Annotated in this window: 18 protein-coding genes, 1 tRNA gene and 1 pseudogene; 8 read left to right on the plus strand and 12 right to left on the minus strand. The window is 60.0% G+C overall.

Annotated features, from left to right (window positions below):
* Positions 1–3: 3 nt before the first annotated feature.
* The gene (locus NBT81_RS14145) at positions 4–1,983 is read left to right on the plus strand and encodes a hypothetical protein (protein WP_338739493.1); all 1,980 of its coding nucleotides are present in this window, start codon (positions 4–6) and stop codon (positions 1,981–1,983) included.
* Between the two features lie 215 nt (positions 1,984–2,198).
* Here NBT81_RS14145 and NBT81_RS14150 read toward each other — a convergent pair.
* The 3 genes and pseudogenes from NBT81_RS14150 to NBT81_RS14160 all read right to left on the minus strand — a co-directional run.
* A pseudogene (locus tag NBT81_RS14150) lies at positions 2,199–2,687 on the minus strand (IS630 family transposase); the annotation flags it as partial.
* Between the two features lie 71 nt (positions 2,688–2,758).
* Positions 2,759–3,268, minus strand: coding sequence for an IS630 family transposase (locus NBT81_RS14155; RefSeq protein ID WP_338739297.1), 510 nt, complete (start codon positions 3,266–3,268; stop codon positions 2,759–2,761).
* Positions 3,269–3,447: 179 nt separating this feature from the next.
* A complete protein-coding gene (locus NBT81_RS14160) occupies positions 3,448–3,684 on the minus strand; it encodes a winged helix-turn-helix domain-containing protein (RefSeq protein WP_338739494.1) in 237 nt (78 codons plus the stop codon).
* A gap of 98 nt (positions 3,685–3,782) precedes the next feature.
* On the opposite strand from NBT81_RS14160, the gene NBT81_RS14165 reads away from it, so the two are divergent.
* The 3 genes from NBT81_RS14165 (at position 3,783) to NBT81_RS14175 (ending at position 6,592) form a co-directional block, all read left to right on the plus strand.
* A complete protein-coding gene (locus tag NBT81_RS14165) occupies positions 3,783–4,247 on the plus strand; it encodes a hypothetical protein (protein WP_338739495.1) in 465 nt (154 codons plus the stop codon).
* 187 nt (positions 4,248–4,434) lie between these two features.
* The gene (locus NBT81_RS14170; RefSeq protein ID WP_338739496.1) at positions 4,435–4,788 is read left to right on the plus strand and encodes a hypothetical protein; all 354 of its coding nucleotides are present in this window, start codon (positions 4,435–4,437) and stop codon (positions 4,786–4,788) included.
* A 463-nt stretch (positions 4,789–5,251) separates the two neighbouring features.
* On the plus strand, positions 5,252–6,592 hold the full coding sequence (locus NBT81_RS14175) for a M48 family metalloprotease (RefSeq protein ID WP_338739497.1): 1,341 nt from the start codon (positions 5,252–5,254) through the stop codon (positions 6,590–6,592).
* A gap of 378 nt (positions 6,593–6,970) precedes the next feature.
* Here NBT81_RS14175 and NBT81_RS14180 read toward each other — a convergent pair.
* Positions 6,971–7,043, minus strand: a tRNA-Arg gene (locus NBT81_RS14180).
* A 104-nt stretch (positions 7,044–7,147) separates the two neighbouring features.
* On the opposite strand from NBT81_RS14180, the gene NBT81_RS14185 reads away from it, so the two are divergent.
* Positions 7,148–7,564: a high-potential iron-sulfur protein gene (locus NBT81_RS14185; protein WP_338739498.1), complete on the plus strand. Its 417-nt coding sequence runs from the start codon at positions 7,148–7,150 to the stop codon at positions 7,562–7,564.
* Between the two features lie 21 nt (positions 7,565–7,585).
* Here the strand turns inward: NBT81_RS14185 and NBT81_RS14190 are convergent, their stop codons facing one another.
* Positions 7,586–8,035, minus strand: coding sequence for an Hsp20/alpha crystallin family protein (locus tag NBT81_RS14190; protein WP_338739500.1), 450 nt, complete (start codon positions 8,033–8,035; stop codon positions 7,586–7,588).
* 79 nt (positions 8,036–8,114) lie between these two features.
* Positions 8,115–8,498, minus strand: a complete 384-nt coding sequence (locus NBT81_RS14195; RefSeq protein WP_338739501.1) for a helix-turn-helix domain-containing protein — start codon at positions 8,496–8,498, stop codon at positions 8,115–8,117.
* A 146-nt stretch (positions 8,499–8,644) separates the two neighbouring features.
* Here NBT81_RS14195 and NBT81_RS14200 point away from each other — a divergent pair, with 146 nt between their 5' ends.
* Positions 8,645–9,310 (plus strand): helix-turn-helix domain-containing protein, encoded by a 666-nt coding sequence (locus NBT81_RS14200; RefSeq protein ID WP_338739502.1) that lies wholly within the window; start codon positions 8,645–8,647, stop codon positions 9,308–9,310.
* A gap of 1 nt (position 9,311) precedes the next feature.
* Here NBT81_RS14200 and NBT81_RS14205 read toward each other — a convergent pair whose 3' ends face one another.
* The 5 genes from NBT81_RS14205 to NBT81_RS14225 all read right to left on the minus strand — a co-directional run bounded on the left by NBT81_RS14205 (position 9,312) and on the right by NBT81_RS14225 (position 13,428).
* Entirely contained in the window at positions 9,312–9,764 is a 453-nt protein-coding gene (locus tag NBT81_RS14205; RefSeq protein WP_338739503.1) for a pyridoxamine 5'-phosphate oxidase family protein, read from the minus strand.
* Positions 9,765–9,821: 57 nt separating this feature from the next.
* Positions 9,822–9,971, minus strand: a complete 150-nt coding sequence (locus tag NBT81_RS14210) for a DUF7560 family zinc ribbon protein (protein WP_338739504.1) — start codon at positions 9,969–9,971, stop codon at positions 9,822–9,824.
* A gap of 73 nt (positions 9,972–10,044) precedes the next feature.
* The gene (locus NBT81_RS14215; RefSeq protein ID WP_338739505.1) at positions 10,045–10,869 is read right to left on the minus strand and encodes a ZIP family metal transporter; all 825 of its coding nucleotides are present in this window, start codon (positions 10,867–10,869) and stop codon (positions 10,045–10,047) included.
* 97 nt (positions 10,870–10,966) lie between these two features.
* Entirely contained in the window at positions 10,967–12,469 is a 1,503-nt protein-coding gene (locus NBT81_RS14220) for a globin-coupled sensor protein (protein ID WP_338739506.1), read from the minus strand.
* An 83-nt stretch (positions 12,470–12,552) separates the two neighbouring features.
* Positions 12,553–13,428, minus strand: coding sequence for a universal stress protein (locus tag NBT81_RS14225; protein ID WP_338739507.1), 876 nt, complete (start codon positions 13,426–13,428; stop codon positions 12,553–12,555).
* Between the two features lie 166 nt (positions 13,429–13,594).
* On the opposite strand from NBT81_RS14225, the gene NBT81_RS17395 reads away from it, so the two are divergent.
* Both NBT81_RS17395 and NBT81_RS14230 read left to right on the plus strand, forming a co-directional pair.
* A complete protein-coding gene (locus NBT81_RS17395; protein ID WP_425498671.1) occupies positions 13,595–13,750 on the plus strand; it encodes a rubrerythrin-like domain-containing protein in 156 nt (51 codons plus the stop codon).
* 152 nt (positions 13,751–13,902) lie between these two features.
* Complete coding sequence (locus NBT81_RS14230) at positions 13,903–14,229, plus strand: DUF7344 domain-containing protein (RefSeq protein WP_338739508.1); 327 nt, start codon at positions 13,903–13,905, stop codon at positions 14,227–14,229.
* A gap of 45 nt (positions 14,230–14,274) precedes the next feature.
* Here the strand turns inward: NBT81_RS14230 and NBT81_RS14235 are convergent, their stop codons facing one another.
* Positions 14,275–14,670: a HalOD1 output domain-containing protein gene (locus NBT81_RS14235; protein ID WP_338739509.1), complete on the minus strand. Its 396-nt coding sequence runs from the start codon at positions 14,668–14,670 to the stop codon at positions 14,275–14,277.
* Positions 14,671–14,752 lie beyond the last annotated feature (82 nt).

Below are 14,752 nucleotides of genomic sequence, written 5' to 3' on the forward strand. Positions count from 1 at the left end.
GCGATGGCAACTACGAACCCAACACCCAAAGCTTCGGCGAATAGCTCGATCGACACGCTGGAAGATGTCCGTAATCGAGTCGTTTCTACAATCGAGGATGCACTCGATAAGCAGAGTCCGAGTTTAATTGATGCACTACCTGCAACTGGGAAGAGTCGCGGCCTTGTTGAGGCTATCAACCGAACAGGCGAACAGGTAGTTATCTTCACCCAGCGGGGTCGGAAAGAGCAGTATGATCAGTATAAAAAGTGGTGTCGTGACTTCGGGCTTACCTGTAAAACGTTGCCAGCAGTTGATGAGCTATGCCCGACGTTCGGTGAAAACCACGGCGACACTCAACAGCCAATACACGCCCTCCGGAACGCCGGTGCATCTCCCAGTCATATCCACGATCGGTTAGACCTTCCCTGTCAGGAATCGGGACCGTGTCCATACGAGAAAGCAATCGACTTCGACCCTGACAACTACGATGTCCTTGTTGGTCATCCAAAGCACGCCTATGTTGAGGAATACGTCGAAAATCGGGTCCCAGTCTTCGACGAGTTCCCCGGAGACGCTTATATCACCGATATTGAGGACACAGCTGATGTCGTGAGTACCTTCCTCCGAGATCGGGGACTGCTATTCGATGACTACGCGGACCTTCTACAGAATCGAGACAAGGAGTATCTGCGGCGGATAGCACTCGACCAACTCACGCAGGTCTCACTGATTGACGAGCAATCTCTCTTCCGGAAGAATATCGAAAAGAGGCACAAACTTGCCGGTCTCTGTGTTCTAACGCTGCTCAAAGGCGAGGATCTCGGCAACGGATGGGAGTCAGCCATTCTTGGCGGAAACCGAGTTGGCGTGTTCAACCGTAATGAAGGCACTGTCCACATTCTCAATCCGCCGGGTCTTCCAGAACACGTCCTAGGTCTTGATGGCACACCCACGAAGCCGATGTGGGATTTGGCACTGGGGTTTTACGACCGAAATCGACGACTGGACCATCAGCAAGTGCTTGACGAAACTGAGCGCCAACAGTACGTGACGGCCATCCAAAATCTACGGATAATCCCGACTACGACCAACGTCCGCCCGTACTCTGGCGGGACTACAAAATCCGACCGAGATGCATCGTTACTCAACGAGGTTGAAAGACAGCACACCGGGACGAAGGGACTCATCTCGTCTAGGCGCGGTCTTGATGATCTCAAGGAACAGGTAGGCGAGCTTGATGGATTGGAGACGGCATACTTTGGGAATCTAATCGGGTCGAATGAGCTTAATGACGTTGATGTTGGAGTCATCTTTGGATCTCCTCACTACGGGAACGATGTAATCAAAAAATGGACCGCTCTCGCCGGTGTTGCTGGGAAGTCAAACGGTAAAAGTGGGCTCGACAAATCATACGGGGAGTTCGGTGACAAAATCCTTCAGCATATGCGTGAACATCGTGTACTGCAAGCTCTCTTCCGGTTTGCGAGACAGGGTGATGGAGCGACAGTGTACGTCGACACTATCGCCTTACCTGACTGGATTCCAGTTGTTTCGAACCCTGAAGAGACTACTATCGACACATGGTCGTCAGCCGAGCAAGATATCATCGGATCACTCAAACAACTTGAGGAAGCGAGGACAAAGAAGATTGCAGACGAAGCAGACCGTCATCCCCGGACGGTCAGAGCGGTTCTCGGAGACCTTCCAACCGATTTGATTTCGGAACGTCGTGCCGAAGATGGACGAGGTGGAGCGAAAGTCTGGATTGACAGCGGAATTGACTCCCGCAACCCATATGGACAGGTCAACCTCCCGGCTCCAAGGTCACCGACTCGTTTTTCGGAACAATCCCGTTGTAGGGAGTCTAAGGGAATTGTTCCGAAAAAATCGTCTCGTCAGTTAAGAGTCCAGCGAGAAAGGAAGCAGCAGGCCGAGTTCCAGCGACGACGAGGTCGACAAATTCAGCAAATGCAGATGGAACGGTTGTACGGATCTGGTTGAAGATTCAGATAAGGGGAACCTTGCGAGTTCGTTCCTAAATTCGTCTGAAGCTGTAAACGAGTCATCTTTTGCTCGGCACTACAGAGCGCGAACTCGCTGAAGGTTCAGACACAAAAGCCACATCAAGCCCGCTTCATGTCGTGTCACCCCTACACCTTCACAGGTTCCCATACTCAGAGTAGCAGTCTCTTTCTCCGTCTGAACCCTCATAGTGTTTAGTTCGAATCTTTACCGGTGAGATACGGCCAGATGTTCGGTTCGGTGATCGCGCTCAATCCTCGTGGAATGCATTCTTTCAGCGTCGAGAGATCTGGCATAAGGCGATACTTGAACCACTCTTGCAATTGGTCCCAGCACCCTTCGACAGCGTTCAATTCGGGAAGTTTCGACGGGAAGTACCACACTTCGAGATCATCCCCTCGCACGCACGAGACCGAACTGTCTCCGACAGTTTCGGTCTCGCGCTCACCACTCACGTGCTCCCACAGATCCCTCGCGTAGAAGTAACCCGCTCGATCCAGAAACACCACTAACTCCTCACCGAACTTGTCTTTCAGCGCTTCTAACAGCCGAATCCCGTGGTTCCGTGTGAGATTCTCTTCTGTCCAGCAGAAGAAGCTGTCACCGTCGTCGGTGACAGCGCCCAGCACCGTCACTGAATCCCACGCTGTTGCAACCTCTATTGTCGGGTTTGAGCCAATTGGGTAGAAGCCACGTCGCTGAACAGTTCCGACGTGCTTGGTGAACTGATCGACAACAACGACAGTTTTCTCGGTTAGTTCGGGCCGTTTTTTTCGACTGTCTCCTGAAACTCAGTTTTCTCTTCAGGGTCGGCTTCATGATGTTGAGGCCGTGCTGTCCGCAAGGACAGCCCGGCCTCTTTCAACAAGTCATACGCGTAGGTTTCGTGGTATTCGACGCCGTATTCCTCTTTGGCGTGATGAAGCAAGAGTTTCGCTGACCACGCTTGCTGGTCGTATCCGAGTTCGGTCGGCGGCTGTTGCAACTGCTCGAACAGTCGCTCACGATCTTTGCCCTCGATTTTTGCTGGACCTCCTGGTCGAGGAGCGTCGTAAGGTGCCTGCTCGATCGGTTCTTCCTTGAACCGATCGAGCCAGTTGCGAATCGTTTTCTCGACAACACCGTGGCGGTCAGCCAGTGTATCCAGTTGATCGCCCTTCTTGCGCCCGATCGCCGCGAGAACACGTTCTCGCGGCTTCCCTTCGTCGATCTGGTCCTTGAGATCGTAGAGTTCTTCGAGCGTGATATCGTCAAGCCGACCCATTACCAACGCCAGCGTCTCTATCGGTAAAACAGTTCCCTAGACACTATCAGACAAGCTTATCGGACTATCTACCGAAACCCGAAACTCTCGTTCAAGCTCTTCAAGAGACACTCGCGCAGAGGGCGGGAGCAATTTTCAGCCATTCATCGGGGGTGGGTAGTCGAACGAGAAGTAGTGTCTCAGTTCCGGTCGGTCAGAGCCTTCAATAGGTACTCGCCATTCTCCGTCAGTCCGTAGATCTTCTTGTCCTCGGAGTCATCGACGACCTCAATCATGCCCTCTTGACGCAGTTCCTTCAGGTGAGTGTAGATGTATCCATGAGAGAGGTCAAGGCGCTCCGCAAGGAGATACCCGTGCGCTTGCTCCTCGTCTAGCGCCTCCAAGATTCGAATCTTCGTCTCCGGCACCAGTCCCATCACAGAAATCTCTGACCGATGGGATGGAAAGCAATAGAACAGCTTTCTCTGAGGGGTCAGCGAAAACAAACAAGTAGCTTAGAATGAAATTAGCCGCTATGACTGATCTCTCTGTTCCTTCGGTCAAACGCTGGAAATACCACCACACAGTAGAGGAGGAGAATATCGACAAAGCCGTTGCACGGTTTAGGGTCCATGTCGAGAACACCATCGACGATCTACGTTCGGAGGAGGATGCAGGACCACCGTATCAGATAGAGGCAGACATCCTAGTTATGGAAGTACCTGATTCAGAAGGTGAGAGTACGTTGCTTAGTTGGGGGAACCAGAAGGATCGATATTACGAAACAGAGTCAGGCGATAGAATGAGCAGTAATGAACTCGTCTATCGTCTTAAACAGGGCGAGGTAGAGGAACGAGACGGCGAAATATACGTTAATGGAGAGCAGGTAGTTCCTGTTGATGAGACAACTGAATGTAGCGGGCCAAATTTCGACGACCGGAAGGATGGGGACCAGAAAGGGGACATAGGGGAGGTGAACGAATATGACGGATCTGAGTGATTTGAAAGAACAACTGACTCCCCGAGGACAAGAAATACTGGAGGAGACGATAGAACGGAAGGGCGAGGAATGGGTAGTGGAGAATAGAGATCTCATTCTGGCTCAAGCTAAGAAGGTGGGCCACCGAGCGGAGTAGAATAGGAGACTCTCCAGTCAACGACCAGAACGGTAAGATGAGAAGATAATAATGTCCGACTCAGAACCCAATTCCGCCGAGGCTGAGCGAAAAGACTCCGAATACTGGAATGTCGATCCCAACTGGGATACAATGGTGAGCAACCCCGAATACCGCGAAGCATTCAACGATGCTGAGCGGGAGGGACACTCCACTGAAGAGTCGCACATTCTCGCCCACGTCGAAGTCTGGGACAAGAAGTCCGCCCTCGAAAAATTCGACGAGGGGACTGTCGAGGAACTGATCGACGACGAGGATGAAGGCAGCGGGATGATCCCGGATTCGAACGAGGGATTCCGTGGGGATACGAGTGGTAATCGGGATGGGGACGATGAGACAGGGAGCTACACCCTCGACGACTTCTGAGCGGGGAACGACGACCACAGTCGACGCTGGGATCGTCGACACCACCACAGGGGCGGATGAGAAAGGTTCGAGCGATCAACTGGGGACACACACCTACGAGATTCCAATACCTGTTAGGGTCGTCTACAGGACTTTGCGTGACCTGAGAACGGATCTTGTCTCTTTAGTTGTGAAGACGGTCAGGACGGTGCGATCTATGAGGTTTCCTCGACTCTTCCGGAGGCTCGAAGAACAATTGTACGGACAGATCATCGAGATACGAGGAAGACTCGCTGAAGGTTCAGACGAAGCCTTGCCTGAGCACTGGAGTCCATCCACGATCCGTCTGAACGCTCGAACGAAAGTCAGTCCGTCTGAAGGTACAGACGGCTGATCTGATTCTCGTCCGAAGTGGGTTCTGTATGGGTCAGCGAAAACTAACAAGTAACGTGAATAATATTTGCGTCCCACGGGGGGATTGTCGATGAGAGATCTCAGTTTGACGATCCGGATGGGCATCGCCAGTACCGTCTTGATGGGTGTGTACGCACTCATCGGACTGCTTCTGTTCGCAATCGGTGGCATATGGGTCGCTGTCGTGGGGCTTCCCCTGCTCGTAGTGCTCCAGTACCTCGTAACGGTTCAATTTCCCCTGTGGACAGAAGAGAGTAGACAAATCACACCTGACGATCACCCAGAGCTACACGAGCGAGCGGATCGGATCGCCGACGAGTTAGACATCCCGAAGCCCAAGATGTACCTGATCGAGAGCGACCGCTTGAATGCCTTCGCGCTAGGTCGGCGAGGAAGCGGGAAGGTGTTCCTCCACAGGGGTCTCGTTCAGCGAATGTCGCTTGACGAGTTAGAGCCGATCGTCGCTCATGAATTCGCTCATCTTCGGAATCGAGATTCAATCCTGATGGGTCTCGGGACTTCTGTCGTTACTCTCGTCTCATCCGGTCTGTTCATCATCTTCCTTCTCGCCTCGCTGGATTCCGAGCACCCTTGGCTCGTCCGTCTCGTTGGTGGGGCCGTAAGCATCTGCGTTCACCTTTTCCTCCTCATCTTCGTCGGAATGGTGTCCCGTTACCGCGAGTACGTTGCCGACGAGGATGCCGTTCGAGTCACAGGGCGCTACGACGGGATGCGAAGTGCGCTGGAGAAGCTACGCTTGGAGAAACGACGTGTCGATGAGGTAGATATGAGCGCGAGCCGGAGCGCGATCAGCTTCGTCGACTTCTCAGGTGGGATAGCGAGTAGTCTACTCGCAACCCATCCCTCGATGGATAAGCGTATTTCTCGGATTGAACGGCTGGAGTCGGAAGCTGAAGAGATCCCTGACACCCAAGGAGTACCGAGCCAGCCAGACACTGAGACTACCGAAGAGGACTCACCAACGACTACACTGGGTGAACTCCCCGACCAACAGTTACTGGCCACGCTCCAGTCGATGGACGAGTACGAGTTCGAACACCTCGTGGCCGAGCTATGGAACGAGATCGGATGGCGAACGTCGGTGACTACCGCATCGGTGGATCGAGGTATAGACGTGATCGCCGAGCAGGATTCACCTGTCCCACAGAAACAGATCATTCAGGCCAAGCGGTACAGTTCGGACAACCCCGTGAGCAGCAGCGAGGTTCAGCAGTATGCGGGTCTGTATGCTCAAGAGGATAATGTGGATGCAGTGATCGTCGTAACGACCGGACGCTTCACCTCGAACGCATCGGAGGTCGCGGTAGACTCGAACGTCAAGCTCGTCGATGGGGAAGACCTGTGCAAACTGATTCGAGAGGTAGATCGAGACTTCTCACTGGTTGACTGAGAGGGGATACCGTCGTCACGTATTCGGTGGGGTATCATGGGCGTGTAGCACCGTCTCTGGCAACCGTTCGAGTAGGATTGATGCGTCTCTCCGAAACATCTCGCATTCCTCCGAAGGTTCCCATAGGGCCGCTCATACCCGTCTTCCGAGACCCACAGGGCACTTTGTAGGTAACCTCGTCCACTGCACACGCATCGGGGACCGCTGAGGTGACAAAGCATATTGATCTGGCCCGTATGATTCAATACGAACGCCAGACGGAGCCGACCCCCGACTCGACGCGGGTTCGACTCTCGCTACGCGGTGACGCGGGAGTACATAAATGAAGACGGAATATCCCGATGCTGTCCGGTAAATCCTAATCGCTGTTGAGGAAAACGGGCGTGGCGGGATTCGAACCCGCGGTCTAGAGGTTAGGAACCTCTCGCCCTGTCCGCTAGGCCACACGCCCTACCGCGAGCATAGCGGGGACGGTGACAAAAATGTCGGTATCCTCGTCCGCGAGTTCGACGGCCACACCAGAGCTTATTCGTCGTTGGAACCCGATGATCGATCATGGACAAACGTCCCACTGCGGCAGATCGACGACGACTCCTCGCACTGGTTGGAAGCGGACTCGCAACCGGACTGGCAGGCTGTTCCGGTGGTGGCGGCGGTGGTGACGGCGGCGACGGCGGTGATACCGCCACGGCGACGGCCACGCCGACGAGCGGTGGCGACGGCGGCGACGGCGGCGTGCCCAGCGAGTACGAGACGGCGACCAGTCTGGACGGCACGGAGCGCGATCCGGAGGCCCTCTCCTCGCAGGACGCAGTGAACTACCAGGAAGAACCACAGGATGGCCAGCAGTGTTCGAACTGCCGGTTCTACATCGAGGATATGAACGACGACGGGATGGGCGCGTGTGCCATCGTCGCCGGCACCATCGATCCGGAAGGGTACTGCGTGAGTTACGCGGAGTACGAGGGATAGCGGGCCGATCCGTCCGTCCCGTCAGTTCACGTCGATCCGAGTTCCCTCGGAGTCGGGGTCGGCTTTGGGCATCCGGACCGTGAGGATACCGTTGTCGTGGGTGGCGGTGATCTCGGCGGTGTCGACGGCGGTGGGAAGGGAGACCGATCGCGAAACCGACGAGTGGCGGCGCTCGCGGCGGACGAACTCGCCGTCCTGGGACTCCATATCGGTCTCCTCGTCGCGTTCGGCCGAGACGTGGAGCGTCCGGTCGTCGACGCGCACGTCGATGTCCGCCGTCTCGAATCCGGGTAAGTCCCCGGTCAGGACGAGTTCGTCACCCCTGTCTTCGAGGTCGATCCGAAGTCCGGCCGTCGTCGGGACCCCCGTCTCGACGGCGTCGGGATCCCACAACTCCGCCGCGTTCTCGAAGTTCTCCTGCATCTGCTCGAACAGTCGGTCGAGTTCGTCGAACGGAGTTCGTCGATCCATGGTGTCACGTAGGGTCCACAGCGTCATAAGTCGGCGGGCGACCGACGAGGGTGGCGGTCCGTCGTCCCACGGTCGCGTCTCAGTCGCCTCGTCCACGGACACCGTCTCCGACCGCCCGCTTCGACACCGTGAGTTCGAATCCGCCGTCCGTACCGGTCGAGACCACCACGTCGTCGACTGCACGGAGGTACTCGCTCGCGTGTTTGCCGTCGGGACAGAGTCGCGTTCGCTCGGCGAGCAGTCCAGCCTCGGTCAGGGCGTCGAGTTTCCGGTACGTCGTCGAGAGGGGAAGGTCACACGCCGAGGAGAGTTCCCTCGCGGACAGGGCTTCCTCGCTGGCGGCAGCGAGGACCGCCCGGCAGTCGTCGTCCTGCAGGGCGTCGAGAACCGTCTGTATCTCGGGTTCGTCGTCGACGGTCGTTTCGTCGGTCGGGCGCTCGTTCTGTGGAGTGGCGACGGCCATCGGTGATCACACGTATCCACACCCGCAACCCTCACCAGCATACACCCTCTATATCAGGGGTATTTTATACACCTCCTCGGCTTCGACCGCTGGGAGGGTCCAATAGATAGCCAGGCTTAGGACCATCCGCGTCGAAGGGGGATGCCATGAGTTCCGGGATTCGGGTCGAACTGAAGGTCGACGCTGACGGAACGTGTCCCGTCACGCAGGCGGTGGCGGGCACCGACTCCGCTACCGCCTCCGTGTCGCGGAGCATCGACCCGGGGCGAACCGGATCGGTCACCGAGGAGTTCATGCTCGAAGACTCGGCCGAGGGTGTGGATCCGACGTTCGACGACGTCGACGAGGAGGTGGAGGCCGTGTTCACCTACGGATCGAAGACGGTCTACCGGTTCAGCCGCGACCTGGGGCTTGGCTGTCCGTGCGAGTGCGTCGAGGAGTTCGGCTGCCCCGTCGTCGACGTCCACACGCGCGACGGCGTCCTCTATCTCGTCTTCCACGCCGCCGACATGGGCGAGTTACAGGAGATCATCGTGACGCTCCGGGAGCAGTATCCGACCGTCGATATCCGGCGACTCCTTCGATCCACCGGCGACCAAGGAGATCACGACCTCGTGTTCGTCGACCGAGGGGCCCTCACCGAGCGACAGCGGGAAGTGCTGGAGCGCGCCCACAAGATGGGGTATTTCGACCACCCGAAGGGGGCGAACGCGGGCGACGTGGCCGACACACTAGACATCTCGGGGACGACGTTCACCGAACACCTGGCTGCCGCCCAGACCAAGTTGCTGGACGCGATCCTCGAAGGCTGAGTCAGGTCCCGCCGTCGACTTCGATCCGTCGACCGGTCAGTTCCGCCGGATCGAGTTCGTACAGGTCGACGTCGAGGTCCTCCGTGGGTGCGTCCCAGGCCTCGAACAGCGGTCGTTTGGCCGTGCCGTATCGCTCGACGTGTTCGGGTGTGAGGTCGGCTCTGGGGACCGCTTCGAGTCGCCCGGTCGCGACGACGCTCCAGTAGGTCGTCTCCCCCTCCTCGTAGACGACGAACCGGACGCGTGGCGATCCGGAGAGAAACGGTTCCCGCTCGCTGCCGGGGGTGGAGACGAGTCGCATGCAGAACCCCCCGCTGTCGGCGTCGTAGCCGTACGAAATCGGGACCGCGTAGGGCTCGTCCTCGCGGGCCAGCGCGAGGACGCCCGTCTCGTGACGCCCCAAGACCGCGTCGATCTCGGCGTCGGTCAGCACGGCCTGTTGCTCGACGGTCATGGGTATGTCTCCGGGAGCGGCGGGATGACTCTTTATATCTTCCGCGAATCGGCGGCATCAGCCGTCGGAACGGAACGCGTTCGGCGAGAGCGCGGACCCACAGACGACACACCCGTGGTCGAGGAGCGCCTCCCGCATCGGCGCGTTCACGGCCATGGACTCGCCGCACTCGGGACAGTGAAAGGTGAACTCGGCTCCCCTGTTCATCGTGTATCGAGGTAGGAGCGCCGCCGTCATATGAACCCCCGTCCTTTCCAGACGGCTGGGAACACCGGCCGCGTCAGGCGAGGGCGATGTCGAGATAGAGCATCACGATCACCCCGAAGATCGTTCCGAGGGTGGCGATGCGCTCGTGGCCACCCGTGTGTGTCTCAGGGACGATTTCGTCGCTGATGACGAACAGCATGGCTCCGGCAGCGAAGCCCATGGCGTACGGCAGCAGGAACGACACCGTTCCGACGGCGTAGGCACCGATGACGGCAATCGGGATCTCGACGACGCCCGAGCGGACCCCGGCGAAGACGGCGTAGGCCCGGCGGTCCAACCCCGCGTTGATCGCCGCTACCGACACGGCGAGTCCCTCGGGGATGTTCTGGATGCCGATGGCGAACATCAGGGGAATCGCCGTCTCGAGGTCGCCGCTCCCGAAGCCCACCCCGACCGCGAGTCCCTCGGGGATGTTGTGGAGGGTAATCGCCAGGACGAACAGGACGACGCCGGCGAACCGCGAGTCGTCGACCGACGGGTCGCGGCGAGGGTCGGCGGCGTCGGAACGTCGCTGCCCGGTCACGAGATAGTGGGCGTGGGGCACCAGCACGTCGGAGCGATCCAGAAACAGCGCGCCGAGTCCGACGCCGACGAGGACGGGGAGCGGGTTACCACCCGAGTACACCTCGATCCCGGGGATGATCAGGCTGGTGAAACTCGCCGCGAGCATCACGCCCGCGGCGAAGCCGAGCGCCCCGTCGAGGGCACGCTCCGACGGGTTCCGCCAGACGAACACCAGCGACGCGCCGAACAGGTTGAGCGTCGCGATGACCAGTCCCCCCACGAGACCGTGGACGACCGGATCGGTACCGAACAGCCGCGTGAACGTCTCGATCACGGGAGTGCTCCCGTCCCGGTGAGCGCCATCGTGTTCGCCGGTTCACACTCCGAACGCTTGAACCTACCTCCGTCTGCGAACCCGCCCCCGGTGATCGTCAGTCACTGCTCAGTCGCTGCACCGTCTCGTCGATCCGTGCGACGCGTGCCGCCTGTTCCTCGTTGGTCGCTGCGACGTGTGCGACCTCGTCGGCGACGCGGTCGGCCTGCTCGACCAGTTGATCGATCATCCCGGCTATCTCCTCCGTCGAGGCAGCCTGATCGTTCGTCGCCGCCGAGACCTCTCGAATCCCCCGGGAGGCGTCGGCGACGGCGTCCGCGATATCCTGTAGGTTCTCCATGGCCGCCTCGATTCGTTCCATCCCCCGATCGACCTCCCGGGTCGTCTCTTCGAGGCTGTCCACCGTCGCCGCCGTCTCCGATTTGATATCGTCGACCATCTCTTCGATCTCCCCGGCGCGTTCTTGGGACTGCTCCGCCAGCCCCTTCACCTCGTCGGCGACGACCGCGAACCCCTCACCGGCCTCGCCCGCCCGCGCCGCCTCGATGGAGGCGTTCAGTGCCAGCAGGTTGGTCCGGTCGGCGATTCCGTCGATCACTTCGACGATTTCGTCGATCTCGTCGATCCGTTCCTCTAGCCGGTCGACATCGGCGGCCGCTTCGTGTGTGGTAGCGCTCACTTGCTCCATCGTCTCGATGGACTCGGTCGCCGCCTCGCGGCCGTCGGCCGCCAACTCCTCGGCGCGGGCGCTGGTTTCGGAGACCTCGTCCGCAGTGGAGGCGATCTCCTCTACCGTCGCGCTCATGTTCGACACCTCGCTCGACACCTCCGACATGGAGTCGGCTTGGTCGTCGGCGATCTCGCTGATCGACCCCGCACTCGCGGCGACGGACTCGGTGGAGTCGCGCAGTTCGGCGACCGGATCGGCGAGGTCGCGCTCCACGTCCTCGATCAGACGCTCGCGCTCGTCGATGGTGTCCGCAAGTTGTTGGTTGTACGAGTGGATGTAAGTGTCCGCGACCACCTGCATGTCGAGGTTGATGATCCGAAGGACTGCGAGAATGTCGGCCAACCCCTCGTCGAGTTCCGATCGAACGGTACTCTCGACGTCCTCCCCGTCCAGTTGGTCGATCAGACGGTCACCCATCCGCTCGACCAACAACGGCATGATGAGGTCGTAGTAGACGCCGTACTGGCCGATGTACTGTTTCATCGGCATCTCCAGCAGATCGTGGAGTTTCCCGATCCGGGCTCTGTTCCCGAAGTAGTCCAGTCCGTACTCCCCACCGGCGAGCGTGACCAGATAGGCCGACTGCGTCCGTTTCAACTGCTCGACGCTCTTCTCGGAGCGATCGAGCACCGCCTGCGTCTCGGCGCGTCCGGTGAGGTTGTCGTAGAACTCCTCCGCGATCCGATCGGCTTGACGTTCGAACAGCGGCTGTAGGTCGGCGAGCCGCGTCGCGTCCGTCTCGTCGAAGCCGACGAACTCCTTTCGCCACTCGATCTCCGACTCGTCCAGGCCACAGTCGTCCATGAGCGAGTCGATCGACACCTGTTCGTTCAGATTCCCACGGCCGAACGTCCCCTCGAAATCCTGCATTGACCCGTGGTCGAGGGGTCATCCGCATAAAACTGTCTTCGAGTTCCAGCCGGCGATAATTGGACGTACGGTGTCCCTGTCACTCACTCGTCGTCGGGATGCCCGACCGTCAACACCGGTACGCTCGACGTCCTGACGAGGCGCTCGGTCACGCTCCCGAGGACGCACCGATCGAGTCCCGACCGGCCGTAGGTGCCGACGACGACGAGGTCGATCCCGCGGTCCTCGACGTGGTCCCGGGTCACCCCAGCTATCGACGCTCCGAACGCCACCTCCGTCGAGACGTCCGTCACGCCGGCGTCCGTCGCTGCCGTCTCCGCGTCGTCGAGAATCGCGGTCGCGCTCTCCTCCAGTGCCGACAGCCGAACGTCCGCGCGGACGTCGATATCGGGGACCGTCGTCTCGACGGCGGACAGAAGGTGGAGCGTCGCTCCGGACGTCGTCGCCACGTCCGCACCCAGCGAGAGTGCCGCTCCGGCCGGAGCGCTCCCGTCGGTCGGAACCAAAACGCGACGGTACGGGTAGCGCGTGCGCTCGTCGTCGGGACGAACGGTCAACACGGGCACGCCAGACCGTCTCAGGACGCGTTCGGTCGTACTTCCGAGGAGGAACTCGTCCAGCCCCTGCCGGCCGCGCGTAGCCATGACCACTAGGTCGACCCCGTAGGTGTCGGCGTACTCGACGATGGTCCGGTAGGGGTCTCCCTGGAGGACGTCCGTGACGATGGGGACGCCACGCCCCGTCGCGCGTTCCGTCGCGTCCCGGACGATCCGGGCACCCTCCCGTTCGAGGACGTCGACGACCCGGCCGCGAACCGGCGTGACGCTGTCCCGTGCCGTATCCGCGACGTTGAGGAGGTGAACGGTCGCGTCGTGGGTGGCCGCCAGTTCGAGGGCGTGATCGACGGCGGCGGTGGCCCCGTCGCCCCCGTCGGTCGGGACGAGGAGTGTGTCGAACACGCCTCGTCGTTCGGGACGCTCGGTGAAAACGGTGGGTGACGACGACGGACCGTCCGACCGCGAGTCGAGGCGTTCACGGCCGCGGCGGGACCGGACTCGTGTTCGTGGGATCCGATCCCGAGACCCGGTAAGAGTTAACAAGGAACAGCCCCAGCTGGAAAGTAGTATGCCAACGACACCCGATCCCGCACCGTGCGACAGAGACGAACACCTGTTCGAGTGCCGGAGCTGCGGGAAACGGCTCTGCAGTAGCGACGCGCCGCCGTCGTGCCCGGACTGTGACGGTGTCCTGCAGAACCTGAGTCAGCCTCGCCCCCAGTAGCACGGCGCCGACACCCACCGGAGCGTCGCAGTCCCGCAGTTCGATCCCTCGTTCTCGTGTCTCCGAGAGCACGATTAACTCGAATAATAAAAAATATAGACGCCGGTGAAACCCAGGGGGGTTGAGGACGTGTGCTACCGTCGCAATCGCGTATGGACGGCCGTCACCAGTCGGTAGACCTCGACGTGCAGCTTCGGACGTTGAGCGCCGCCGAACGCCGCGAGGTGCTTCACACCCTCTCGGCGGCGGACGCCGACGCGGGGACGACGGTCGACATCGGGCGGTTCGTGGACGCCTCCGACGCCGACCCACTCCTCTCGATGCACCACATCCACCTCCCGAAACTGGAGGAAACGGGGCTCGTCCGGGTCGATCGGGACTCGAACCGGGTCCGGCGAGGGCCGGAATCCGACGACATCGAACCGCTGCTCAGGCTCATCGACGACCACGCGGACGAACTGCCGGTCGACTGGCCGTAGGGCGTGGTGTCGCGACGGTCGCGAGACGCGTACGCTACCGCCGAGTCAACACTCCGAACGCCCGGTGTCGACGACGATCTCGTCCTCGTCGACGGTCACGTGACACCCGTAGTGAGCGAAGGAGACGACGCCGCGACGTCGGGCGCCACCCGTCGTCGTGGGGGCGAACAGCGCCGCAAGCGCGTCGGGATCGACCGTTTCGTAGAGCGGGTCGATGTCGTGTGTCGGCACCCCCGTCGCGTCGGCGATGGCAACCACGACTGCCGCACCCAGCGATCCGTCCGTCGACGCGTCGTACGGCGTCCGGTGTACCGATCCGTCGGTCTCCGATGCGTCTGTCTCCGGTGTGTCGGCCCCCGAAACCCGGTGTGGCGAGTCTCCGCGAATCGTCGACTCGTCGTTCCCGGCTCCGGCCGCACTCCCGGGTTCGTTCTCCGTCATCGGTCTCTCTACGGACACGACGCCTGTCGGTCGCAAAGCGTTTTCGATCGACACGATTCGAGTCTTCGGGCCCGTCACGGGA

This window comes from Haloplanus sp. CK5-1 (assembly GCF_037201915.1).
Taxonomy (GTDB): Archaea; Halobacteriota; Halobacteria; order Halobacteriales; family Haloferacaceae; genus Haloplanus; species Haloplanus salilacus.